The organism is Mycobacterium avium subsp. avium, assembly GCF_009741445.1.
In the GTDB taxonomy this organism is placed as follows: Bacteria; Actinomycetota; Actinomycetes; order Mycobacteriales; family Mycobacteriaceae; genus Mycobacterium; species Mycobacterium avium.
This window is the reverse complement of the sequence record NZ_CP046507.1, coordinates 2,111,685-2,134,008: the sequence shown is the minus strand read 5'-3', so window position 1 is coordinate 2,134,008 and position 22,324 is coordinate 2,111,685. Positions and strand designations below refer to the sequence as shown.

Here is a 22,324-nt window from a genome sequence, read left to right as displayed (position 1 = left end):
CGCCGTGCCGGCGCTCGCCGTCGCCGGAGTAACCCAATGGTGCTGGGCTTCTGGGACATCACGGTGCCCATCGTCGGCGCGCCGATGGCCGGCGGGCCCGGCACCCCCGCGTTGGCCGCGGCGGTGTCCAACGCCGGCGGGCTCGGCTTCGTCCCCGGCGGCTACGTCAGCGCCGAACAATTCGCCGACGACATCGCCGCGGCGCGCAAGGCCACCACCGGCCCGCTCGGGGTGAACCTGTTCGTGCCCCAGCCCAGCGTCGCCGACTGGGTGGCCCTGGACTACTACGCGGCGGAACTGGAAGAGATCGCCGAGCACTACCAGGTGGAGGTCGGCCACCCGCGCTACGGCGACGACGACGGGTGGGAGCAGAAGCTCGAGGTGGTCGCCGACGTCCGGCCCGAGCTGGTGTCGTTCACCTTCGGCGTCCCGCCGCCCGACGTGATCCGGCGGCTGGGCGCGCTGGGCCTGCTGGTGATGGTCACGGTGACGTCCGCCTACGAGGCGGGCGTGGCCGTCGCCGCCGGCGCGGACAGCCTGGTGGTCCAGGGTCCTGCGGCCGGCGGGCATCGCGGCACCTTCGCTCCGGACATGGAGCCGGCCAACGAGTCGCTGCACCAGCTCATCGACCGCATCCGGCACGCCCACGACATCCCGATCATCGCCGCCGGCGGGCTCGGCACCGCCGACGAGGTCGGCGCGGCGCTGCGCCGGGGCGCGGTGGCCGCCCAGGTCGGCACCGCGCTGCTGCTCGCCGACGAGGCCGGCACCAATGCGGCGCACCGCACCGCCCTGAAGAACCCGCTGTTCGCCACCACCGTTGTCACCCGGGCGTTTTCGGGCCGCTACGCACGAGGGCTGGAGAACGACTTCACCCGCATGCTCGACCACGTGGCGCCGCTCGGCTATCCCGAGGTGAACCAGATGACCACACCCATCGTCGAGGCGGCCGCCGCCATCGAGGACCCCAACGGGATACCGCTGTGGGCGGGGGCGGCGTTCAAGCACGCCAGCGCCGGCCCCGCGGCCGATATCATCGCCGGCCTGGCCGCCACCGGTTAGTCCTGCTGCAGCACGCCGGCCGGGTCGGTGCACGGCAGACCGAGGTCGGCGGCCACCTGCTGCGACAGCAGCGCACCGTCATGTGTCGAAAGCCCTTTGGCCAGAGCATGATCCGAGCGGCACGCCGCACGCCAGCCGCGGTCGGCCAGGGCCAGCACGTAGGGCATGGTGGCGTTGGTCAGCGCCACCGTCGACGTCTTGGGCACCGCGCTGGGCATGTTCGCCACGCAGTAGAACACCGTGTCGTGCACGGCGAAGGTCGGGTCGTCGTGCGTGGTCGGCCGGGAGTCCTCGAAGCAGCCGCCCTGGTCGATGGAGATGTCCACCAGCACCGCGCCCGACTTCATCTGCGCGACAAGCGAATTCGAGATCAAGTTGGGGGCCTTGGCGCCGGGTAGCAGCACCGCGCCGATGACCAGGTCGGCGCGCTTGACGGTGCCCTCCAGGTCGTAGGCCGACGAATACCGGGTGCGGACCTGGCCGCCGAACTCGGCGTCGAGCAGCCGAAGCTTGTTGATGTTGACGTCGAGAACCGTGACCATGGCTCCCATCCCGCCGGCGACCCGGGCCGCGTTGTAGCCGGCCGTGCCCGCCCCGACCACCACGACATCGGCGGGCTTGACCCCCGGCACCCCGCCCATCAGCACGCCGCGCCCGCCGTGGGTGCGCATCAGGTGGTAGGCGCCCACCTGAGCGGACAGCCGGCCGGCCACCTCGCTCATCGGGGCCAGCAACGGCAGGGTGCCGTCCGCGGTTTGCACCGTCTCGTAGGCGATCGACGTCGTGCCGGAGGTCAACAGCGCCTCGGTGCAGGCACGCGAGGCGGCCAGATGCAGAAAGGTGAACAGAATCTGGTTGCGCCGCAACAGGTCATACTCGGTCGGCACCGGTTCCTTCACCTTGAGCAGCAGCTCCGCGTCGGCCCAGACCTGTTCGGCGGTGTCGGCCAGTTGGGCGCCGGCCGCCTTGAACTCGGAGTCGGGGATCGACGACCCCTCGCCGGCGCCGCTTTGCACCAGCACCTCGTGGCCGCGGCGGGTCAACTCGGCGACGCCGGCGGGGGTGAGGGCCACGCGAAATTCGTTGGTCTTGGTCTCGGTCGGTACGCCGACTCGCATGATCGCCCCTTGTCCGCGGATTCCCTTTCAAGTGTGGAGAAACTTCGGAGGGCCCGCAATCGGACCGAAAACGGATACCCGCTGGACAGAGCGGGTGGATATGATCCGACGATGAGTGACCCCAGTGTTTCTGCGTCCGTGCACATCGACGCCCGGCCCGAGGTGGTGTACCGGCTCATCACCGACCTGCCCACCCTGGCGTCGCTGGCCGAGGAGGCGGTGGCGATGGAGTGGCGCAAAGGCGACGCGGCGCGCCCGGGCGCGGTGTTCACCGGACACAACCAAAACGGCGGCCGGCGCTGGAGCACCAAGTGCACCGTCACCGACGCCGAACCCGGTCGCCGCTTCGCATTCGACGTGCGCCACACCGTCTTTCCGGTGGCGCGCTGGCAGTACGACATCGTCGGCACCGACGGCGGCTGCGACGTCACCGAAAGCACCTGGGACCGCAGGCCTGGGTGGTTTGCCAAGGTCGCCGGCAGGGCCACCGGAGTCACCGATCGGGCGGGCGCCAACGCCGAGCACATCCGGCTCACCCTGCAGCGGCTCAAGCAGCGCGCCGAGGCCGAGTAGTCGCCGGCGCCCTCATCGACACCCAAGAACCCGGTACCGGCGGTTTCGCATACCGGGTTCGCGGACCTATACTTGCGACGCTGCTTGTGCCGGGCGACGCCCGCGGCGCGACGGGGTCGCCGGCCGCCGCCGACGACGGCGCAACGCTGAGGTAATGCCGAGGTAGGGGGCCATCATGGTGATCATCGACAACCAGGCGGCGGGTCCGCACGACGCGTCGGTGGACCACGAGCGGCTGGTTCTCGAGGCCCGCGACGTGGACTTCGACTGGGCGCAGCTGCCGTTCCACTACGCGCCCGGCGAGCCGTTCGCCACCCATGTGCTCAACGTGCTGCACCTGCTGCTGCCCGCCGGCGAGCAGTTCTTCGTCGAGGTGTTCAAGCAGGCGTTGCCGCTGATCCGGGACGATCAGCTGCGGCTGGACGTCCAGGGATTCATCGGGCAGGAGGCCGTGCACTCTCGGGCGCACGCCAATGTGCTGGCCCACTTCGCCGCCCGGGGTATCGACCTGCGCCCCTACACCGGTCAGATCGAGTGGCTGTTCGGCACGCTGCTGGGGCCCCGCCCCAATTGGAGCCCGCGCCGCCGGCAGAGCTGGCTGCTCGAGCAGATCTCGCTGGTGTCGGCCATCGAGCACTACACCGCCATCCTCGGCGAGTGGATTCTCGACTCGCCGGCCCACGACCGGATCGGCACCGATCCGGTGATGCTGGACATGCTGCGCTGGCACGGCGCCGAAGAGGTCGAACACAAGGCGGTGGCCTTCGACACCATGAAGCACCTGCGGGCCGGCTACTGGCGGCAGGTGCGCACCCAGCTGGTGGTGACGCCCGCCATGTTGCTGTTGTGGATCCGCGGCGTGCGGTTCATGTATTCGCGGGATCCCTATCTGCCGCCGCACACCAAACCGCGCTGGCGGGACTACTTCCGGGCCGCGCGGCGCGGACTGGTGCCCGGGCCGCTGCGGTTCGTGCGGGCGGTCGCCAACTACTACCGGCCGGGCTTTCACCCCTCGCAGCTCGGCGGGCTACAGCGGGCCGTCGACTACCTGGCCGTCTCGCCCGCCGCCCGGGCCTCGCACTGACCGATGACCGTCACGTCGACCATCACCGCCGACGACGGTGTCACCCTGGCGGTGCACCGCTACACCGACATCGACCCGGCGCGCCCAACCATACTGGCAATCCACGGGTTTCCCGACAACCATCACGTCTGGGACGGGGTGGCCGACGAGCTGATCGGCGCGCCGTACAACTTCGTGGCCTACGACGTGCGCGGTGCCGGTGAATCATCATGTCCGGCAACACGTTCCGGGTACGGGTTCGCCCAGCTGGTCCGTGACATCGGTGCGGTGATCGACAGCCTGGGCGTCGGGCGGGTGCACCTGCTGGCCCACGACTGGGGTTCGATCCAGGCCTGGGCCGCCGTCACCGACCAAGCGGTCACGGGCGAGTCGGTCATGGACAAGGTGGCGTCATTCACCTCGATTTCGGGTCCGCACCTGAACTACGCGGGGGCGTTCCTGCGTTCGGCGCGCACCCCGCGGGCGGTGGCCCGGGTGGTCCGGCAGCTGATCGCCTCGGGCTACATCGGGTTCTTCCTGTGCCCGGGCGCGGCGGAACTGTCGTTTCGCGCCGGGATCGGCGTGAAAGTCATTGCGGCCCTTGAGCGTATCGGGCACACCAGCACCCGGAGCCAACGCCGGGACACGCGGCGGTCGCTGCGGGACTACCTCAACGGGCTGCAGCTGTACCGGCAGAACATGCCCGCGCCGATGCTGGCGCCCGGACCGCGGCTGCCCGAGACGACGGTTCCGGTGCAGACCCTGGTTCCGCGCCGGGACGTCTTCGTCACGCCCGCGCTGCAACGGTTCACTGGCGCGATTCCCCAGCGCGCCAGGGTGATCGAGATCGAGGGCGGCCACTGGGTGGTGACCTCGCGCCCGGACGTCATCGCCCGGCTCACCACCGAATGGGTCGATTTGCAGTCCGCCGGCGCGGTCGCACCCCAGCTGACCGGCGAGCGCCGTGAGCTGCCCGGCGAGCGCCGCGAGGTCCGCGGCCGGCTCGCACTGGTCACCGGGGCCGGCGCCGGGATCGGCAGGGCCACGGCGGTGGAACTGGCCCGTCAGGGCGCCCGCAAGGTCGTGATCGTCGACCGCGATCGGGCCGCCGCCGACCAGACCGCCGACGCGGTGCGCGCCGCGGGCGCCGGGGCCGCGGTCTACCAGGTCGACGTCAGCGACGAGGCCGCGATGAACGACCTTGCCGCCCAAGTGCGTAACGAGCACGGGGTGGTCGACATCCTGGTGAACAACGCCGGCATCGGCATGGCGGGGCGTTTCCTGGAGACCAGCCCGGCGAATTGGGACGCCATCATGGGCGTCAACGTCCGCGGCGTCATCTGGGGCAGCAGGGCGTTCGGGGCACAGATGGTCGAGCGCGGCCAGGGCGGAACGATCATCAACGTGGCCTCGGCGGCGGCCTACCTGCCGTCGAAGTCCATGGTGGCCTACGGCACCACCAAGGCGGCGGTGCTGGCGCTCAGCGAATCACTGCGGGCCGACTTCGCCGACGAGGGCATCACCGTCACCGCGGTGTGCCCCGGATTCGTCAACACCAACATCGCCAAGAGCACCATCTACGCCGGCATGAGCGCCCAGCAGCAGGAGCGGGCGCGGGACAGGGCCGACGCCGCCTACCGGCGCCGCAACTTCACGCCCGAGGCCACCGCCAAGGCGATCGTCAAGGCGATCAAGACCGGCCCGGCGGTGGTGCCGATCGCCGCCGAGTCGCGGATCGGCTACGCGCTGCGCCGGATCAGCCCCGGCGCGATCCGGCTGTTGGCGCGCTGGGACATTCGGCAGACATGAGCATCCGCCGGGCCGCGTCGCGCCCGCCGAGCATCTGGGCCAGCAGACCCGCCGACCTGTACGGCCGGCGCGACCACGATCGCTTCACCGCGGTGCTGTGGGGCGTGCGCGCGGTGTTCGAGGGCTTCGCCTCGGTGTCGCGGTGGCACCCGGCGCGGGTGAAACCCGTGCAGCGCAAGCTGACCGCGGTGGTGGCCAAACGCGAGTTCGCCGCCCCCGACGTCGTCGCGTTGACCGTGGCCGCCCCCGACGGCGGGTTGCTGCCGTCCTGGACACCGGGCGCGCACATCGATGTGCTGTTGCCCTCGGGCCGGCGCCGGCAGTACTCGCTGTGTGGCCCGCCCGGCCACCGCGGCGAGTACCGCATCGCGGTGCGCCGCATCGCCGACGGCGGCGGCGGATCGATCGAGATGCACGAGGCGTTCGGCGTGGGCGACACCGTGGAGTTCGAGGGCCCACGCAACGCGTTCTACCTGGGCACCGCGGAACACGACGTGTTGTTCGTGATCGGCGGCATCGGGGTGACGCCCATCCTGCCGATGATCCGGGTGGCCGCGCGGCGCGGAATCGATTGGCGCGCAATCTATACCGGCCGCAGCCGCGAGTACATGCCGCTACTCGACGAGGTGGTTTCGGTGGACCCGCAGCGGGTGACGGTGTGGGCCGACGACGAGCACGGTCGGTTTCCCACCGCGGCGGAGCTGCTGGCGGCGGCCGGCCCGGCGACGGCCGTCTACGTGTGCGGGCCGAGTGCCATGCTCGAGGCCGTCCGGATCGCCCGCAACGAACATGCCGGCGCGCCACTGCATTACGAGCGGTTCAGCCCGGCGCCGGTCGTCGACGGTGTCCCGTTCGAGCTGGAGTTGGCGCGATCACGGCAGGTGCTCACCGTGCCGGCGAACCGGACGGCGCTGGACGTCATGCTCGACCGCGACCCGACGACACCGTATTCGTGCCGGCAAGGATTCTGCGGCACCTGCCGGGTGAAAGTGCTTGCCGGACAGGTGGATCACCGTGGCCGCACCGATCCGGGCCAGGACGGCATGCTGGTCTGCGTCTCGCGCGCCGACGGCGGGCGGCTGGTCATCGACGCCTGAGCGCGTCGTCACGGTCGGGACTGCTCCAGGTAGGCGGCCAGGGCGTTGGTCAGGCCCCGGCGCGCCATGTCGAGGTCGGCGTAGGAGCCCAGCTGGCGTTCCGACACCAGGCCGCGCATCGCGCCGGGGATCAGGGCGGCCACCTCACGGACGCGGTCGGGGTCGACGGCCAGCCCGGCGAAGGCCTGCTGGCAGGTCTCGAGCCAGCTCTTGCCCCAGGAGAACAGCTCGGCGGCGGTGCGCGGGTACAGCCGCTCCAGCTCGTCGGGGTCGCGCGGCAGCGCCGCCCGCAGGTTTTCGATCGCGCGGGAATCCGGTGCCGCCAGGCCGCGGTAGAGCGTCTCGATGATGGCGCCGACCCGTTCGCGCAGCGGCGCCTCCGGCGAGACCGGCGAGGACAGCGACGAGAACGTCGCGGCGCGCCGCTCGGCGGTGCGGTGCAGCACGGCCGCCCAGAAGCCGTCGGTGTCGCCGAACTGGTACTGCACCGCGCCCCAGGTGGCGCCGATGTCCTTGGCGATGCGATTGGCCGACACCGAACCCGGTTCGCCGGAGGCCAGCGAGCGCAGCGCGGCCTCCAGCATGCTTTCGCGAGTCGCGTGGCCCCGCCGGTTGGGGCGCCGGCCGGCGACCCCGGCCCCGCTGGTCTGCCGGGTCATTCGTCGATCTTATCCGCCGGCACTTATCCGTCCGCAGAGTTTCATAGAGGGTACTTTGATTTGGCGGCGGGGCGGCCTAATATTCGTACCCGAGGGAGGGCAGCTCAGATGGGAGGGCACGATGGCTAAGCCGCCGTTGTCGATGAAGCCGACCGGCTGGTTCCAGGTCGCCTGGTCCGACGAGATCGGCGTCGGCGACGTGCACAAGATGAAGTACTTCGACCAGGAGATGGTCGCCTGGCGCGCCGAATCCGGTCAGCTCACGGTGATGAACGCCTACTGCGAACACCTGGGCGCGCACCTGGGCTACGGCGGCAAGGTCGTCGGCGAGGTGCTGCAGTGCCCGTTCCACGGGTGGCAGTGGAGCGCCGAGGGCCGCAACGTGTGCATCCCGTACCAGGATCGGCCCAATCGCGGCCGCCGGATGCGCACCTATCCGGTGGTGGAACGCAACGCCTCCGTGTACATCTGGCATGACCTACAGCGTCGCGAGCCCTACTTCGACCCGCCCGACGTGTTCGCCGCCTTCGGCGACGGCAGCAGCGCCGACGACTACTACCCGCAGCAGCGGCTGTACCGGCAGGCGCTGGAGATGCATCCGCAGTACGTACTGGAGAACGGGGTGGACTTCGCGCACTTCAAATTCGTGCACAACACCCCGATCGTGCCGGTGTTCACCCGGCACGACTTCGCCGAGCCGGTGTCCTACGTCGACTTCACCATCACGTTCGAGGGCGACGACGGCCAAAAGATCGAGGACGTCAACAGCGGTGTGCAGGCCATCAACGGCGGGCTCGGGATCGCGGTGACCAAGAGCTGGGGCATGATCGACAACCGCACCATCTCGGCGATCACCCCGGTCGACGAGCGCACCTCCGACGTCCGGTTCATGGTCTACATCGGGCGGACGCCGGCCAAGGATGCGGCCCGCGCACAGCGCAAGGCGGCCGAATTCGGGGACGAGGTGATCCGGCAGTTCACCCAGGACATCGAAATCTGGCAGCACCAGCGGTATTCGGATCCGCCGGCGCTAGCCGCCGACGAGTATCAGGGCTTCATGGCAATTCGCCAGTGGGCCAAGCAGTTCTATCCCGAGTTCGCAGCGCAGGAGGCTTAGGCAAATGGGCACAGCACCGATTCGCGTCTTCCAGGTCGGAAGCGGCAACGTCGGCTCCGAGATGATCAGGCGGATCGCGACCCAGCCGGATCTGGAACTGATTGGCGTGCACTGTTATTCGCCCGAGAAGATCGGCAAGGACACCGGACAGTTCGCCGGCCTGGCGCCCAACGGGGTGAAGTTCACCGGGACCGTCGAGGAGATCATCGCCGCCAAGCCGGACGTGCTGACCTTCCACGGCGTGTTTCCCGACGAGGACCTCTATGTCAAGGTCCTCGAGGCGGGCATCGACATCGTCACCACCGCGGACTGGATCACCGGCTGGCACCGCGACAAAAACCACCCGCACCCGTCGGGCAAGCCGGTGACCCAGCTGCTGGCCGAGGCCGCCGCGAAGGGCGGCGCGACGTTCTACGGCACCGGCATGAACCCGGGGCTGAACCAGATCCTGGGCGTGGTGTGCTCGGCCGACGTCGCCGAGATCGAGAACGTCACCACCATCGAATCGGTCGACGTGTCCTGCCACCACTCCAAGGACACCTGGATCGAGGTGGGATACGGCCAACCGGTGGACGATCCGGAGATCCCGGCCAAGCTGGAGAAGTACACCCGCGTCTTCGCCGACAGCGTGTACATGATGGCCGACTGCTTCGACCTGACCCTCGACGAGGTCACGTTCAGCTATGAGTTGGGTGCGTGCACCAAGGACGTCGACCTGGGCTGGTACACGCTGCCCAAGGGGTCGCTGGGCGGCAACTACATCAAGTACCAGGGCATGGTCGACGGCGTGCCGCGGGTGGAGACGCACCTGGAATGGCAGATGACCCCGCACACCGACCCGAGCTGGAATGTCAAGGGCTGCTACATCACCCAGATCAAGGGTGACCCGTGCATCTACAACAAGCACATGATCTTCCCCAAGCCCGGCGTGGACCTGTCCAACCCGGACAACTTCGCGTCCATCGGCATGACCGTGACCGGCATGCCCGCGCTCGCCGCGATCAGGTCGGTGGTGGCCGCGCCACCCGGGCTGCTCACCAGCGCCGATCTGCCGCTGCGCGGTTTTGCCGGGCGGTTCAAGAAGTAGGGACCTCACGGGTCCTCGCCATCGAAATAGCGCTCCGGATGGTGAAAGTCGTTGATGCGCGCGCCGCGGTCCCACTGCGGTGGCGGGATCCACGCCGTGCGTCCATCTGCGAGTTTCTTTGTCCGCCAACCATTTTCGATCAGTTTGTGATGCGGCCCGCAGGCGAAGGTGAGGTTGTCGACATCGGTCAAGCCGCCCGTGGCCCACTCGTTGAGATGATGCACCTCGCACCAATAGCCGGGTGCGTCGCAGCCGGGGTGGGTGCAGCCGCGGTCTTTCGCGTAGAGCACCACGCGCTGGTCCGGCGACGCGACGCGGCGGCTCCGGCCGAGATACAGCGGCCGACTCGAGTGCTCGTCGAACACCGCCAGGTAGTGATACGCGTGACGCGCCATGCGGATCACGTCGCGCATCGGCAGCAGCGTCCCGCCGCCCGTCACCGCCCGGCCGGCGCCCGTCGTCAGCTCTCGCAGCGTGGTCGACACGATGACCGTGACCGGTAAGCCGTTGTGCAGACCGAGCTTCGGATCACCCAACCGGCCGCGCACCAGGGCGTTGAGTGCGTCGTGCTGTCGCTGGGCGGGAGTGCGCGAGTCCTTGGTGGCGGACTCCTCGTCGGGTTCGCCGGCGACGCAGGGGGCCTCGTCGTCCGGGTTGCACATGCCGGGGGCCGCGAACCGGGCCAGCCACGCGTCCAGATTGGCGCGCAATTCCGGTGAGGCCCAAAGCTTTCCGAGGCTCATCCCGTCTGCCCGCTGGCCGCACCAGGTGAAGCCGCGCTGGCGGGCACGGTCGGCGTCGGAGAACTTCCCGTCGGGGTTGATGCGCAACGCGCACTGGTGCGCGACCTTTTCGAGCTGGTCGGGCCGCAACAGTGTGGCCTGGTGGGCAAGAAACCGCTCCGCTTCTTCCACCGCGCGGACCGGCGTCGTCTCGGGAAGGTCGCGAACGAACTTCTCGATCACCCGCAGGTGCTGCCCGTCGAGCATGCCCTCGCGCCACACCCCGGCGGTGGCCGGCAATTCGGGTGGCAATTCCTGGCCGGTCAGCGTCAGGCGCGGCGACAGCTGCTTGGCTTCCCGAAGCCGCCGGCACGCCTCGGCGCAACTGATCCGCAGCCGGTCGGCGATGACCTTATGCACCGGGCCGCCCACGTCGCCCGGGCCCTCGCCGGCCAAGCCGGCGATCACACCGTGACTGACCGCGATCTGCCGCCGCCGCGAGGCCTCCATCCGTTCGAGCGCGCGAAGCCGGACGACGGGATGCAGGGCGTCGAAGTCCAGCGCGCGGATCGCCGCGTCGGCGGTGTCCAGCGCGTCCAGGGCCGCGCGCACCTCGGCCGGAACTTCGATCGAATGCATGTTCGAATCCTAGGGCGCGGGGCGCGGGGAAATGGACAATGCCGCAGCTGTGGATGAACCGCGAACTGTGGACAACCCCGGCTCGAAGCCCGCGCGCGGCGGTCCAGCTGTGAGGGCGGGATGCGCTCGCGTTTGTCGTGGTGGCGCGGAGGGTAACCACGCGTCGTGCGCGCCGGATGGGTGAATGCGGCAGCCGCGATCACCGTGGTCATCGCCGCATGCCCGTGTCCCACCGGTTCGGCCGACTCGACGCCGGACAGTCCACCGTTCCCGATCGGCCAGCTGGGCGTGCCCGTGCATGCACGAGCCGCCAGCGGGGCGACCGCCGACATCACCGTCAACAGCGCGACGTGGCTGCCGCCGGGCTGCACCTCGCATTTCGCGACTCCGACGGCTGGCTCCGCGTGCAACGTGGTGGAACTGACGATCACCGCGACGTCGCACCGGTTCTTCCAAGTGAATCAGCGCTATATGTTCGCGGGATACGGCGGCGGCAATCAGCCGTGGACCCATCCCGACGATGCGCCCCAGCCGGCCACGATGGCCGTCGACTACCAGAGGCTCGGCAAGATGCCCCCGCTGCAGACGGGCGGCCTTCACGACGGGCAGACCGCACATGGATTCGTCGGCTTCGCGATGCCGGCGGGCGGTGACCTGTACCTCACGATCAACGATCCCGAGCAACCCGCTCCGTACACCGAAGCGGGCTGGATCGTGCACACCTGAACCCGCGGCACCGCGCGGCGCGGAATGTGACCCGGTCTAGGCTTCAGCCATGCGGGTAGGAGTGCTGGGAGCCAAGGGAAAAGTCGGGTCGACGATGGTGGCGGCGGTGCAGGCCGCCGAGGGCCTGACGCTGTCCGCCGAGGTGGACGCCGGCGATCCGCTGAGTCTGCTGACCGACGGCGGCACCGAGGCGGTGATCGACTTCACCCATCCCGACGTCGTTATGGGCAACCTGGAGTTCTTGGTGCGCAACGGAATTCACGCTGTCGTCGGCACCACCGGCTTCACCGCCGAACGGCTGGCGCAGGTTCGGGAGTGGCTGGCCGACAGCCCCGGCACGTCGGTGCTCATCGCGCCGAACTTCGCCATCGGGGCCGTGTTGTCGATGCACTTCGCCAAGCAGGCGGCGCGCTTCTTCGACTCGGCGGAGGTGATCGAACTGCATCATCCGCACAAGGCCGACGCTCCGTCGGGCACCGCGACCCGCACCGCCAGACTGATCGCCGAAGCGCGAAAAGGCTTGCCCCCCAACCCCGATGCCACCAGCACCAGCCTGCCGGGAGCGCGCGGCGCCGACGTGGACGGCATCCCCGTGCACGCGGTGCGGCTGGCCGGGCTGGTCGCCCATCAGGAGATCCTGTTCGGCACCGAGGGCGAGACGCTGAGCATCCGCCACGACAGCCTGGATCGGACCTCATTCGTGCCCGGTGTGCTGCTGGCGGTGCGGCGCATCAGGGAACACCCGGGCCTGACCGTGGGCCTCGAACCGCTGCTCGACCTGGGCTGAGCAAACCGGCTATGAGCAAACGGCTATGAACAAAGCGCTGCGCATCCAACTGCTCGTCGCCTTCCTGTGTGTGGCGCTGTTGGTGTACTTCGCCTTGCTCGGGCGGGTGGCCATCGCGATGATCGCCTCGGGCCGGGCCGCCGCCGTCGGCCTGGGCGTGGCGGTGCTGATCATGCCCGCCCTCGGGCTGTGGGCCATGATCGCCACCCTGCGCGCCGGATTCGCCCACCAGAGGCTGGCCCGGCTGATCGCCGCCGACGGCATGGAGCTGGACACCAGCGCGCTGCCGCGCCGGCGGTCGGGCCGCATCCGGCGCGACGCGGCCGACGCGCTGTTCGCCACCGTGCGCACCGAGGTGGAAAACCACCCCGACGACTGGCGGCGCTGGTATCGGCTGGCCCGCGCCTACGATTACGCCGGGGACCGCCGCCGCGCCCGGGAAGCCATGAAGACCGCCGTCGACCTGCAGGGCCACCAGTGACCGACACACCGAGCAAGACGCTGCTGATCGTGCACCACACGCCGTCGCCGCACACGCACGAGATGTTCGAGGCGGTGGTCTCCGGCGCCACCGACCCCGAGATCGAAGGCGTCGAGGTCGTCCGCCGGGCGGCGCTGACGGTCTCGCCGGCCGAGATGCTGGCGGCCGACGGATATCTGCTGGGCACCCCGGCCAACCTGGGTTACATCTCGGGTGCGCTCAAGCATGCCTTCGACTGCAGCTATTACCAGCTGCTCGACTCCACCCGCGGGCGGCCCTTCGGCCTGTACCTGCACGGCAACGAGGGCACCGAGGGCGCCCAGCGCGCCGTCGACACCATCACGACCGGCCTGGGCTGGACGAAAGCCGCTGAGACGGTGGTGGTTTCGGGCAAGCCCAGCAAGGACGACCTGCAGGCGTGCTGGGAGCTGGGTGCGACGGTCGCCGCCCAATTGATGGACTAGCCAGTTGATGGACTAGCCCAGTTGATGGACTAGGTGTACGCCGGCTGGAAGGCATCCGCTGGCTGCGCCAATGCCAGCGCCGAGCTGGTGCCGAGCGGGCCGTGCCGGTCGAACAGCGTCGCGGTGCCGGTGGCGACCCCGGCCGTGCCGTAATGGCTTTGGGCCGCCAGCCCGAGGAACTCGCCGTCGGGCAACCGGCTCGCGGTGACGGTGTAGTCGGCGTTGATGTAACGCAATCCGCCGGTGCCCCAATGGGTCAGCGAACTGGTGATGTCGCCGACGAACGCCAGCCGGGTGAACGGTGTGAGCGGATGGCCGTGCACCATCGGGCGAAACAGCCGGGCCCAGGCGAACTTCTGCGAATGCGCCTGCTCCCACTCGCCGGCGGCGATACCGGGGCTGCCTGCCCGGGTGGCCCCGTACCCCCAGATGAGAAAGGGCATGTCCGCCGGGAAGCCCTCGGACGACGTCGGCAACGGCGGCATCTGCACCGGAGGCGACCACACCTGACCGTCGGGATGATCGCCGCGACGCAGGAACAGCGCGCTGGCCCGCGCGACGACGACGCCGTTCTGCACCAGGTCGGCGTCGACCAGTTTGATCCGCCGGCCCTCCCGCTGCACCGAGGTGCGGATCTGCACCGGCGCCAGCAAGGCGGGGCGCAACAGGTCGACGGTGAATCGGGCGGGCTGCAGGTCGGGGTCGATGCCGGATTGCTCTATGCCCCAACCCAATAGGCCGCCGACGATCTGCCCGCCCATGGCCGCGCCCCACGGGCCCCGGGTCATCGTGCCCGGAATATAGGAGTCGCCGTCTACAGTGAAAAACGCCTCGGGCATGATGGCGGGATCCTCGATCGTCACCGCTATCACGATAGGGCAGCAGGCAGGATAGGCAGCAGGATAGGTAGGACCGGCATGCCGCCAGTGATCGAAATCGCGCGGGAGCACAACCCGTTCCCGACCACCGGCGTGTCCCGCGGCCGCGACGGCATTCCGCGCTACGACGAGCTGCCCGCCACGCTGGTGGACATGCTCGTCGACCAGGTCGACGCCCGCCCGGACGGCGAGGCCGTGGTCGAGCTCGGCGGTGGCCGGCTGACGTACCGGCAGCTGTGGGACCGGGCGGTGCGGGTGGCCGGCGGGCTGCGCGCCGACGGGCTGCGGCGGGGGGACCGCGTCGCGGTGCGCTATCCCGCCGGGATCGACTGGGTGCTGGCCTTCTGGGGCACGGTGCTGGCCGGCGGCGTTGCGGTGGCGGTCAATACGCGCTCCGCGCAACCGGAGGTCGATTTCGTGCTGTCCGACTCCGGTGCACGGCTACAGCTGGCGCCGGGTGACCCGCTGCCGGACGGAAAACCCTACGTCACCAAGCAACTCGGCGCGGCCGACACCGCCGCCCTGTTCTACACGTCGGGCACCACCGGCCACCCCAAGGGCGTGCCGACCACACACGAGGCATTCCTGACCAACACCGAGAACGCGATCCGCTGCCTGCAGCAGCCGCGGGACCTGGGCGAGGACATGCGCACGCTGATCTCGGTGCCGCTGTTCCATGTGACCGGTTGCAACTCACAGCTTTTGGCCGCGGCCCGGCTCGGGGGAGCGTCGGTGATCCTGCCCGCGCTCGACCTGGACACGCTGCTCAACGCGGTGGTCGCCGAACGTGTCTCGGTGATGGTCACCGTCCCGGCGATCTATGCATTGTTATTGCGCCACAAGGATTTTGCCGGAAACGATGTATCCCGCGTGCGCTGGGTCGGTTACGGCGGGGCGCCCATCGCGCCGTCGCTGGTGCGCACGGTGAAAGACGCCTTCCCGCACGCCACGGTGTTCAACGGCTATGGCATGACCGAGACGGCGTCGCTGATGACGGTGCTGCCCGACCGCGAAGCGGTCGAGCATGCCGATTCGGTCGGGTATGCGGTCCCGTCGGTGGACCTGGGGCTGATCCCGTTCGGCGACAACGAACCCGGCGTCGGGGAGTTGGTCACCCGCGGCGGCAACGTGACCGCCGGCTACTGGAACCGGCCGCAGGCCACCGCGAGCACCTTCGCCGGGGGCTGGCTGCACACCGGCGACGTGGTGCGCGTCGACGACGCCGGCCGGGTGCACATCATCGACCGGCTCAAGGACATCATCAACCGCGGCGGCGAGAACGTCTCCAGCGTCGAGGTCGAGGCGGTGCTGCTGGGTGCGCCCGGCGTCGCGGATGCGTGCGTGCTGGGGGTGCCCGACGACGTGATGGGCGAGAAAGTGGGGGCGGTGCTGTTCGGCGACGACGACATCGACGTGCCGGCGGTGCTCGAGCACTGCCGCGGCCGGCTGGCCGACTTCAAGGTGCCGCAATACGTTACGATCGCCGACGGCCCACTGCCGCGCAATGCCGGCGGCAAACTGCTCAAGGCCAGACTGCGCGACCAGGTGCGCTGGGGTGACCCGCTGCGATGACCGCGAGCCTGCTGGTCGCCAACCGCGGCGAGATCGCACTTCGAATCATCCGCACCGCAACCGAACTGGGCATGCGAACCGTCGCCGTGTACGCCGCGGACGACGCGCACAGCCCGCATGTGCACGCCGCCGACGAGGCGATGCCGCTGCCCGGCAGCGGCCCGCCCGCCTACCTGAACCAGGCTGCCCTGCTGGCCGTGGCCGAGAACACCGGCGCAACGCTGATTCATCCGGGCTACGGATTCCTGTCCGAGAACGCCGAATTCGCCGAGGCCTGCGCCGCCGCCCGCCGCACCTTCGTGGGCCCCGACGCGCGCGTGCTCGAGCTGCTGGGCAACAAGACGGCGGCCCGCCGCGCCGCGATCGCCGCCGAGGTGCCGACGCTGGCCGCCACCGACGGCCCGAGCGGCGTCGAGGACATCGAGGCGTTCTTCGCCGCGCACCCCGGCGGCATCATGATCAAGGCGCTGGCCGGCGGCGGCGGGCGGGGAATGCGCAAGGTGCACAACGCCGCTCAAATCGCCGGCGCCTACCAACGCTGCGCCGCGGAGGCGCGGCTGGGGTTCGGCGACCCGGCGCTGTTCGCCGAGGCGCTGCTCGGCGACGCCCGCCACATCGAGGTGCAGGTGGTCGCCGCGCCGGCCGGGCACCAAACGCACGCCCTGGCGGTGGGCGACCGCGACTGCAGCATGCAGCGGCGCTACCAGAAGCTGATCGAAATCGCGCCCGCCCAAGGGCTTTCGGAGGAGCTGCGCCGCGCGCTGCACCAGGCGGCCGTGCGGTTGTGTGCCCGCGTCGGGCTGCGCGGGCTGGCCACCGTGGAGTTCCTGGTCAGCGGCGAGCGTTTTGTCTTCCTGGAGGTCAACCCGCGAATCCAGGTGGAGCACACCGTCACCGAACAGACCACCGGGCTCGACCTGGTCGCCGTGCAGCTTGCGATCGCCGGCGGCGAGTCCTACTACCGGCTGGGCCTGCCGGCCGGAATCGCCTCCGACGGCACCGAAGTCATCGGCGAGCCGGCCGCCCAGCGGGGCATCGCGATCCAGCTGCGGGTCAACGCGGAGACGTTCGGCGCCGACTTCTCCGTGCTGCCGTCCGCCGGCACGCTCACCGCGTTCTGCCCGCCCAGCGGACGGGGAGTGCGGGTCGACACCTACGGCCGGCCCGGACTGGTGGTGAGCCCGCAGTACGACTCGCTGCTGGCCAAGGTGATCGTCGCGGTGCACGGATCCTCGTGGCGGGCGGCGATGCGCAAGGCCGACACCGCCCTGTCCGAATTCGGCGTCGAGGGCGTGGCCACCAACATCGGGTTCCTGCGCCGGCTGCTGGCCGAACAGCGACTCGAAACCGGCTGGGTGAACACCGATTTCGTGGACGATAAGCTTCCCGAGTTGGCCGCCGCCGCGCTGACCCATCAGCCCGGCCCGCAGCCGGGCGCCGTCGAGCTGTATCCCGGCGAGGACGCGCTGCGGGCGCAGCTGGCCGGCACCGTGGTCGAGGTGGCGCCCGAGGGCGCGGATTACCCCGCGGGCGCCCAGCTGGTCGTCCTGGAAGCGATGAAGATGCAGCACGTCCTCGCCGCGCCGGACGCGCTGCGCACCGTCCGGGTGCTGGTGACCCCCGGCCAGGTCGTCGGGACCGGCGATCCGCTGCTGGTTTTCACCCGCACCACGGGCGGTGACGACGGTGAATCCGTCACGGCGGCAACCGATCTCGACCTAACCCGCGCCGACCTGGACGAGGTGATCGAGCGCCACGCCCGGACCCTGGACGAGGGGCGCCCGGACGCCGTCGCCAAACGGCACCGGCAGGGCCGGCGCACCGCCCGGGAGAACATCGACGACCTCGTCGACCCCGGCAGCTTCGTCGAATACGGCGCCCTGGCCATCGCCGCGCAGCGCAGCCGGCGCTCCGAGGAGGACCTGATCGCCAACACCCCGGCCGACGGTCTGGTCGCCGGCCTGGCCACCATCGGCGCCGACCGGTTCGGGCGGGCCGCGGCGCAGGCCGTCGTGGCCTCCTACGACTACACCGTGCTGGCGGGCACCCAGGGCATGCGCAACCACGCCAAGACCGACCGCGTCTTCGACCTGGCCGCCCGGAAACGGCTGCCGGTGGTGCTTTTCGCCGAGGGCGGCGGCGGACGGCCCGGCGACACCGACGTCGGCGGCGCCGCGGGGCTGGACGTGCCGACCTTCCGGATGCTGGCCGGGCTGCGCGGGCGGGTGCCGCTGGTGTCGGTCGTCTCGGGCCGGTGCTTCGCCGGCAACGCCGCGCTGGCCGGGGTGTGCGACGTCATCATCGCGACCCCGGACGCCAACATCGGGATGGGCGGGCCGGCGATGATCGAAGGTGGCGGGCTGGGCGTCTACCCGCCCGAGGCGATCGGGCCGATCGCCGTGCAGCGCCGCAACGGGGTGGTCGGCCTGGTCGCCCGCGACGAAGCGCACGCGGTGTCGCTGGCCAAGCAATACCTCTCCTACTTTCAGGGCCGCCTGGACCGGTGGCAGGCGCCCGACCCGCGGGTGGCCCGACATGTGGTGCCGCAGAACCGATTACGCGCCTACGATGTGCACCGCGCCATCGAGGCGATCGTCGATGTCGGGTCGGTGCTGGAGCTGCGCCCCGACTACGGGGTGGGCATCGTCACCGCGCTGGTGCGCGTCGAGGGCGTGCCCTACGGGCTGATCGCCAACAGCACCCATCACCTCGGCGGCGCCATCGACGCCGAAGCCGCCGACAAGGCCGGCGACTTCCTGGCGTTGTGCGAATCCTTTGGGCTGCCGGTGATCTCGCTGTGCGACACCCCCGGCTTCATGGTGGGGCCCGATGCCGAGACCCAGGCCGCGGTGCGCCGGTTCGGCCGGATGTTCGTGCTGGGCGCGCGGCTGACGGTGCCGCTCGGAATGATCATCCTGCGCAAGGGATACGGGCTCGGCGCGATGGCCATGGCCGGCGGGTCGTTCCGCGCACCGCAATTCACCGTCGCCTGGCCGACCGGCGAGATCGACGGCATGGGCCTGGAGGGCGCGGTGCGGCTCGGCTACCGCAAGGAGCTGGCCGCCGTCACCGATCCGGCCGAACGGCAAAACCTCTTCGACCGCCTGGTGGCGGCCGCCTACCAGCACGGCAAGGCGCTGCGGGCGGCGACCACCTTCGAGCTGGACGACGTCATAGACCCAGCAGCCTCCCGGGCCTGGATCACCAGGCTCTCGGGAGGCTGACGGGTTGAGCGGTTACGCGTGGCCGGAGCCACAACCGACGCCGGGCAGGCAGCCCTGGCCGCCGGGCACGCCGCCGGGGCCGGCGAACTGGCCACCGGAGCCGCAGCCCACGCTGGGCACGCAGCCCTGTCCGCCCGGGCCGCCGCCCGGACCCTGGTCCTGCCCACCGGAGCCGCAGTTGCCGTTGGCGTCGCAGCCGCCACCACCCGGGTCGTCCTTGAAGGTGATGTGCGTGGGCGCGGCCGGCCCGGCTGGCCCTGCGACGATGACGTCAGCGGCGGCCGCGGGCGCGGCGGCGATGGCCGCGGCAGCCGCTGCGGCAACGACCAGCGGTTTCATGAGTGTCAATTTCGATCGCATGCGGCTGGCATACCACCTCAACACCTGTCCAAAACATCGCGAATAAAATTTCGGCAGCAAACGAACGACCGGCCCACCACCGCGACAGAAGGCACACCATGACCTCACAGGATCTGACCGGACGCACCGCCATCATCACCGGCGCGTCGCGCGGTATCGGGCTGGCCATCGCCCAGCAGCTGGCCGCGGCGGGCGCCAACGTGGTGCTCACCGCCCGCAAGCAGGAGGCCGCCGACGAGGCCGCCGCCCAGGTGGGGCCGCAGGCCCTCGGGGTCGGTGCCCACGCGGTCGACGAGGACGCGGCCCGCCAGTGCGTGCAGCTCACGCTGGAGCGCTTCGGCAGCGTCGACATCCTGGTCAACAACGCCGGGACGAATCCGGCGTACGGGCCGCTGATCGAGCAGGACCACGCCCGGTTTGCCAAGATCTTCGACGTCAACCTGTGGGCGCCGCTGCTGTGGACCTCGCTGGCGGTCAAGTCGTGGATGGGCGAACACGGCGGATCGATCGTCAACACGGCCTCCATCGGCGGCCTGCACCAGTCGCCGGCAATGGGCATGTACAACGCCACCAAGGCGGCGCTGATCCACGTCACCAAGCAACTGGCGCTGGAACTTTCGCCGCGCGTCCGGGTCAACGCGATCGCCCCCGGGGTGGTGCGCACCCGGCTCGCCGAGGCGCTGTGGAAGGACCACGAGGACCCGCTGTCGTCCTCGATCGCGCTGGGCCGCATCGGCGAGCCGATCGACGTGGCCGCCGCCGTCGCCTTCCTGGTGTCCGAAGCCGCCAGCTGGATCACCGGCGAGACACTGGTCATCGACGGCGGCACCGTGCTCGGCGCCGCGCAGGGATTCCGGCCGGCGCCGACGCCGTCCTGACCTCACCGCCGCGGCGACGCTAGAGTTTCCCGACCACACCTTGAAGGCGGGAACCAGCGGATGCGTGTGCTGCTGTCGGCGTACGACTCGCGCGGCGGGGTGCAGCCGCTGGCCGCGCTCGCGGTGCAGCTGCGGGCGCTCGGCGTCGACGCGCGGGTGAGCGCCCCGCCGGACGCGGAATTCGCCGAGCTGCTGGCCCGCGCCGGGGTGCCGCTGGTGGCGTTCGGCGACTCGCTGCGGGCGATGAAAACCGCGGCGACGACGCCGTCGGAGGAGCAGCTGCGCCGCCAGCTGGACGGGCTCATCGCCGCCCAGTTCGACGCGGCGGCCGCCGCCCGGGAATGCGACGCCCTGGTGGTGGCCGGCTTCCCGCCGGCCGCGGCCGCCGCCCGCTCGGCCGCCGAAAAGCAGGGCGCCCACTACGTTTACGTCAGCTATCAGCCCACCATCCTGCCGTCGCCGCACTACCCGCCGCCCGGGTACGCCGACGCGGCGATCGACAACCGGCTGCTGTGGCAGCTCGACGGCCGGTACATGCAGGCGCTGTTCGGCGAGACGCTCAACGCGCGCCGGGCGGCGATCGGCCTGCCGCCGCTGGACGACCTCCGCGGCTACGCGCTCACCGAGCGCCCGTGGCTGGCCACCGACCCGACCCTGGATCCGTGGCGGCCGCCCGGCGACCTCGACGTGGTGCAGACCGGCGCCTGGCTGCTGGCCGACGATCGCCGGTTGCCCGCGGAGCTGGACGCCTTCCTGGATGCCGGCGCCCCGCCGGTGTACGTGGGCTTCGGCAGCATGCCGATGCGGGCCTGTCGGGACGTCGCCCGGGTGGCCATCGAGGCGGTGCGCGCGCAGCGGCGCCGCGTCGTCGTCTCCCGCGGCTGGGCCGGGCTGGGGCCGATCGACGACGGCGAGGACTGTCTGGTCGTGGGTGAGGTCAACCACCAGGCGCTGTTCGGGCGGGTCGCGGCCGTCGTGCACCACGGCGGGGTGGGCACCCTGACGGCGGCCGCGCTGGCCGGCGCGCCCCAGGTGGTGGTGCCTCAGGGCGCCGACCAGCCGTACTGGGCGGCCCGGGTGGCCGAGCTGGGCATCGGCGCCGCCCACGACGGTCCGGCCCCCACCGTCGAATCGCTGTCCGCCGTGCTCGGGACCGCCCTGACCGAGCGGACCCGTGCCCGCGCCGGGGCGGTGGCCGCGACGATCCGCACCGACGGCGCGGCGCGGGCCGCGCGGCTGCTGGTGGCGCGGCTAGCGGGGTAACGCCGCGGCGAACACGTCGCGCATCGCGTCCCAGTGCCGTTCGGCCGCGGCCGGGTCATAGGGCGCATTGTCGGGGACCGCGAAACCGTGTGCGGCCGAATACCATTCGATGGTGTGCCGGACACCGGCCGCGGTCAGCGCCTTGTCCAGCTGCTCGGCGTGATCGGTGGTGAACGACGCGTCGTCCTGGGCGCCGCCGACATACACCGTGGCGCTCATCCGGTCGGCCAGCAGGTGCGGGCTGTCGTCACTGTCGGTCACCAGGCCGCCGCCGTGGAACGACGCCGCCGCGGCCACCCGGTCGGGCAGCCGGCCTGCCACGATGAGCGATGTCCGCCCGCCCATGCAGTAGCCGCACACCCCGAACCGGTCGCCGGACACCTCCGGGCGGGCGGCCAGGTAGTCGAAGAACGCCGCGGCGTCGGTGGCCATCCGGTCCGGGGTGACGCTGCCGATCATGGCGAACAGGCGGTTGCGCTCCTGCTGGTCGGCGAAGACGGTCGCCATGTCGAACGGGGCCCATTCGCCGCTGCGGTAGTAGACGTCGGGCAGCAGCACCGCGTAGCCGAATCCGGCCAGCTCGGCGGCCATCTGGTCGAATGTGTCGCGCACCCCGCCGGCGTCGGGATACATGACCACGCCGGGCCACGGCCCGGACCCGTCGGGAAGAAAGAGGCGCACCGGGCAGGTGCCGTCGGCGGTGCTGATGCTGTCGGTGATCTTCGGCATGGCACCCGTTCTACTC

The 22,324-nt window shown here is 70.6% G+C and carries 21 protein-coding genes; 15 read left to right on the top strand and 6 right to left on the bottom strand.

Annotated elements, in window-relative coordinates:
* The first annotated feature begins 36 nt into the window (after positions 1–36).
* The gene (locus tag MAA44156_RS09900; protein WP_009978031.1) at positions 37–1,062 is read left to right on the top strand and encodes a nitronate monooxygenase; all 1,026 of its coding nucleotides are present in this window, start codon (positions 37–39) and stop codon (positions 1,060–1,062) included.
* Here MAA44156_RS09900 and ald read toward each other — a convergent pair.
* Positions 1,059–2,180 (bottom strand): alanine dehydrogenase, encoded by a 1,122-nt coding sequence (gene ald, locus MAA44156_RS09895; RefSeq protein ID WP_009978030.1) that lies wholly within the window; start codon positions 2,178–2,180, stop codon positions 1,059–1,061. The genes MAA44156_RS09900 and ald overlap by 4 nt on opposite strands.
* 111 nt (positions 2,181–2,291) lie before the next feature.
* Between ald and MAA44156_RS09890 the strand changes: the two genes are divergently transcribed.
* The 4 genes from MAA44156_RS09890 to MAA44156_RS09875 all read left to right on the top strand — a co-directional run bounded on the left by MAA44156_RS09890 (position 2,292) and on the right by MAA44156_RS09875 (position 6,722).
* Positions 2,292–2,753, top strand: a complete 462-nt coding sequence (locus tag MAA44156_RS09890) for an SRPBCC family protein (RefSeq protein WP_019734228.1) — start codon at positions 2,292–2,294, stop codon at positions 2,751–2,753.
* A gap of 175 nt (positions 2,754–2,928) precedes the next feature.
* Complete coding sequence (locus MAA44156_RS09885) at positions 2,929–3,837, top strand: metal-dependent hydrolase (protein ID WP_009978028.1); 909 nt, start codon at positions 2,929–2,931, stop codon at positions 3,835–3,837.
* Between the two features lie 3 nt (positions 3,838–3,840).
* On the top strand, positions 3,841–5,625 hold the full coding sequence (locus tag MAA44156_RS09880) for an SDR family oxidoreductase (RefSeq protein ID WP_009978026.1): 1,785 nt from the start codon (positions 3,841–3,843) through the stop codon (positions 5,623–5,625).
* Entirely contained in the window at positions 5,622–6,722 is a 1,101-nt protein-coding gene (locus MAA44156_RS09875) for a PDR/VanB family oxidoreductase (protein ID WP_023884069.1), read from the top strand. Before MAA44156_RS09880 ends, MAA44156_RS09875 begins: the two co-directional genes overlap by 4 nt.
* Positions 6,723–6,730: 8 nt before the next feature.
* Here the strand turns inward: MAA44156_RS09875 and MAA44156_RS09870 are convergent, their stop codons facing one another.
* On the bottom strand, positions 6,731–7,381 hold the full coding sequence (locus MAA44156_RS09870; RefSeq protein ID WP_003875173.1) for a TetR/AcrR family transcriptional regulator: 651 nt from the start codon (positions 7,379–7,381) through the stop codon (positions 6,731–6,733).
* 121 nt (positions 7,382–7,502) lie between these two features.
* On the opposite strand from MAA44156_RS09870, the gene MAA44156_RS09865 reads away from it, so the two are divergent.
* Together MAA44156_RS09865 and MAA44156_RS09860 are read left to right on the top strand one after the other, a co-directional pair.
* Complete coding sequence (locus MAA44156_RS09865; RefSeq protein ID WP_015632594.1) at positions 7,503–8,498, top strand: aromatic ring-hydroxylating dioxygenase subunit alpha; 996 nt, start codon at positions 7,503–7,505, stop codon at positions 8,496–8,498.
* A 4-nt stretch (positions 8,499–8,502) separates the two neighbouring features.
* Positions 8,503–9,585 (top strand): NAD(P)H-dependent amine dehydrogenase family protein, encoded by a 1,083-nt coding sequence (locus MAA44156_RS09860; RefSeq protein ID WP_003875175.1) that lies wholly within the window; start codon positions 8,503–8,505, stop codon positions 9,583–9,585.
* 5 nt (positions 9,586–9,590) lie between these two features.
* Here MAA44156_RS09860 and MAA44156_RS09855 read toward each other — a convergent pair whose 3' ends face one another.
* On the bottom strand, positions 9,591–10,946 hold the full coding sequence (locus tag MAA44156_RS09855) for an HNH endonuclease signature motif containing protein (RefSeq protein ID WP_009978024.1): 1,356 nt from the start codon (positions 10,944–10,946) through the stop codon (positions 9,591–9,593).
* 165 nt (positions 10,947–11,111) lie between these two features.
* On the opposite strand from MAA44156_RS09855, the gene MAA44156_RS09850 reads away from it, so the two are divergent.
* From MAA44156_RS09850 to MAA44156_RS09835, 4 genes are all read left to right on the top strand, one after another.
* Positions 11,112–11,672, top strand: coding sequence for a hypothetical protein (locus tag MAA44156_RS09850; RefSeq protein ID WP_009978023.1), 561 nt, complete (start codon positions 11,112–11,114; stop codon positions 11,670–11,672).
* A gap of 49 nt (positions 11,673–11,721) precedes the next feature.
* On the top strand, positions 11,722–12,459 hold the full coding sequence (dapB, locus tag MAA44156_RS09845) for a 4-hydroxy-tetrahydrodipicolinate reductase (RefSeq protein ID WP_009978022.1): 738 nt from the start codon (positions 11,722–11,724) through the stop codon (positions 12,457–12,459).
* A 25-nt stretch (positions 12,460–12,484) separates the two neighbouring features.
* Positions 12,485–12,940, top strand: a complete 456-nt coding sequence (locus MAA44156_RS09840; protein ID WP_009978021.1) for a membrane protein — start codon at positions 12,485–12,487, stop codon at positions 12,938–12,940.
* Between the two features lie 62 nt (positions 12,941–13,002).
* Positions 13,003–13,404: a flavodoxin family protein gene (locus MAA44156_RS09835; protein ID WP_042632833.1), complete on the top strand. Its 402-nt coding sequence runs from the start codon at positions 13,003–13,005 to the stop codon at positions 13,402–13,404.
* Between the two features lie 29 nt (positions 13,405–13,433).
* Here the strand turns inward: MAA44156_RS09835 and MAA44156_RS09830 are convergent, their stop codons facing one another.
* A complete protein-coding gene (locus tag MAA44156_RS09830) occupies positions 13,434–14,267 on the bottom strand; it encodes a thioesterase family protein (RefSeq protein ID WP_009978020.1) in 834 nt (277 codons plus the stop codon).
* A gap of 54 nt (positions 14,268–14,321) precedes the next feature.
* Here MAA44156_RS09830 and MAA44156_RS09825 point away from each other — a divergent pair, with 54 nt between their 5' ends.
* Both MAA44156_RS09825 and MAA44156_RS09820 read left to right on the top strand, forming a co-directional pair.
* A complete protein-coding gene (locus tag MAA44156_RS09825; protein ID WP_211207529.1) occupies positions 14,322–15,854 on the top strand; it encodes a class I adenylate-forming enzyme family protein in 1,533 nt (510 codons plus the stop codon).
* Positions 15,851–19,078 (top strand): acetyl-CoA carboxylase family protein, encoded by a 3,228-nt coding sequence (locus MAA44156_RS09820; protein WP_009978018.1) that lies wholly within the window; start codon positions 15,851–15,853, stop codon positions 19,076–19,078. The genes MAA44156_RS09825 and MAA44156_RS09820 overlap by 4 nt, the downstream gene beginning before the upstream one ends.
* Before the next feature lie 12 nt (positions 19,079–19,090).
* Here MAA44156_RS09820 and MAA44156_RS09815 read toward each other — a convergent pair whose 3' ends face one another.
* Positions 19,091–19,417: a hypothetical protein gene (locus MAA44156_RS09815; protein WP_009978017.1), complete on the bottom strand. Its 327-nt coding sequence runs from the start codon at positions 19,415–19,417 to the stop codon at positions 19,091–19,093.
* 119 nt (positions 19,418–19,536) lie between these two features.
* Here MAA44156_RS09815 and MAA44156_RS09810 point away from each other — a divergent pair, with 119 nt between their 5' ends.
* A complete protein-coding gene (locus MAA44156_RS09810; RefSeq protein WP_009978016.1) occupies positions 19,537–20,316 on the top strand; it encodes an SDR family oxidoreductase in 780 nt (259 codons plus the stop codon).
* Between the two features lie 60 nt (positions 20,317–20,376).
* On the top strand, positions 20,377–21,579 hold the full coding sequence (locus tag MAA44156_RS09805) for a glycosyltransferase (RefSeq protein ID WP_009978015.1): 1,203 nt from the start codon (positions 20,377–20,379) through the stop codon (positions 21,577–21,579).
* Here MAA44156_RS09805 and MAA44156_RS09800 read toward each other — a convergent pair.
* A complete protein-coding gene (locus MAA44156_RS09800) occupies positions 21,568–22,308 on the bottom strand; it encodes a dienelactone hydrolase family protein (protein WP_009978011.1) in 741 nt (246 codons plus the stop codon). The two genes, MAA44156_RS09805 and MAA44156_RS09800, sit on opposite strands and share 12 nt — an antisense overlap.
* Positions 22,309–22,324 lie beyond the last annotated feature (16 nt).

Bases quoted from the DNA above. Each gene is read 5' to 3' on its own strand.
- MAA44156_RS09900 (WP_009978031.1), top strand. From the start codon at position 37: ATGGTGCTGGGCTTCTGGGACATCACGGTGCCCATCGTCGGCGCGCCG.
- ald (WP_009978030.1), bottom strand. From the start codon at position 2,180: ATGCGAGTCGGCGTACCGACCGAGACCAAGACCAACGAATTTCGCGTG.
- MAA44156_RS09890 (WP_019734228.1), top strand. From the start codon at position 2,292: ATGAGTGACCCCAGTGTTTCTGCGTCCGTGCACATCGACGCCCGGCCC.
- MAA44156_RS09885 (WP_009978028.1), top strand. From the start codon at position 2,929: ATGGTGATCATCGACAACCAGGCGGCGGGTCCGCACGACGCGTCGGTG.
- MAA44156_RS09880 (WP_009978026.1), top strand. From the start codon at position 3,841: ATGACCGTCACGTCGACCATCACCGCCGACGACGGTGTCACCCTGGCG.
- MAA44156_RS09875 (WP_023884069.1), top strand. From the start codon at position 5,622: ATGAGCATCCGCCGGGCCGCGTCGCGCCCGCCGAGCATCTGGGCCAGC.
- MAA44156_RS09870 (WP_003875173.1), bottom strand. From the start codon at position 7,381: ATGACCCGGCAGACCAGCGGGGCCGGGGTCGCCGGCCGGCGCCCCAAC.
- MAA44156_RS09865 (WP_015632594.1), top strand. From the start codon at position 7,503: ATGGCTAAGCCGCCGTTGTCGATGAAGCCGACCGGCTGGTTCCAGGTC.
- MAA44156_RS09860 (WP_003875175.1), top strand. From the start codon at position 8,503: ATGGGCACAGCACCGATTCGCGTCTTCCAGGTCGGAAGCGGCAACGTC.
- MAA44156_RS09855 (WP_009978024.1), bottom strand. From the start codon at position 10,946: ATGCATTCGATCGAAGTTCCGGCCGAGGTGCGCGCGGCCCTGGACGCG.
- dapB (WP_009978022.1), top strand. From the start codon at position 11,722: ATGCGGGTAGGAGTGCTGGGAGCCAAGGGAAAAGTCGGGTCGACGATG.
- MAA44156_RS09840 (WP_009978021.1), top strand. From the start codon at position 12,485: ATGAACAAAGCGCTGCGCATCCAACTGCTCGTCGCCTTCCTGTGTGTG.
- MAA44156_RS09835 (WP_042632833.1), top strand. From the start codon at position 13,003: ATGTTCGAGGCGGTGGTCTCCGGCGCCACCGACCCCGAGATCGAAGGC.
- MAA44156_RS09825 (WP_211207529.1), top strand. From the start codon at position 14,322: ATGCCGCCAGTGATCGAAATCGCGCGGGAGCACAACCCGTTCCCGACC.
- MAA44156_RS09820 (WP_009978018.1), top strand. From the start codon at position 15,851: ATGACCGCGAGCCTGCTGGTCGCCAACCGCGGCGAGATCGCACTTCGA.
- MAA44156_RS09815 (WP_009978017.1), bottom strand. From the start codon at position 19,417: ATGAAACCGCTGGTCGTTGCCGCAGCGGCTGCCGCGGCCATCGCCGCC.
- MAA44156_RS09810 (WP_009978016.1), top strand. From the start codon at position 19,537: ATGACCTCACAGGATCTGACCGGACGCACCGCCATCATCACCGGCGCG.
- MAA44156_RS09805 (WP_009978015.1), top strand. From the start codon at position 20,377: ATGCGTGTGCTGCTGTCGGCGTACGACTCGCGCGGCGGGGTGCAGCCG.
- MAA44156_RS09800 (WP_009978011.1), bottom strand. From the start codon at position 22,308: ATGCCGAAGATCACCGACAGCATCAGCACCGCCGACGGCACCTGCCCG.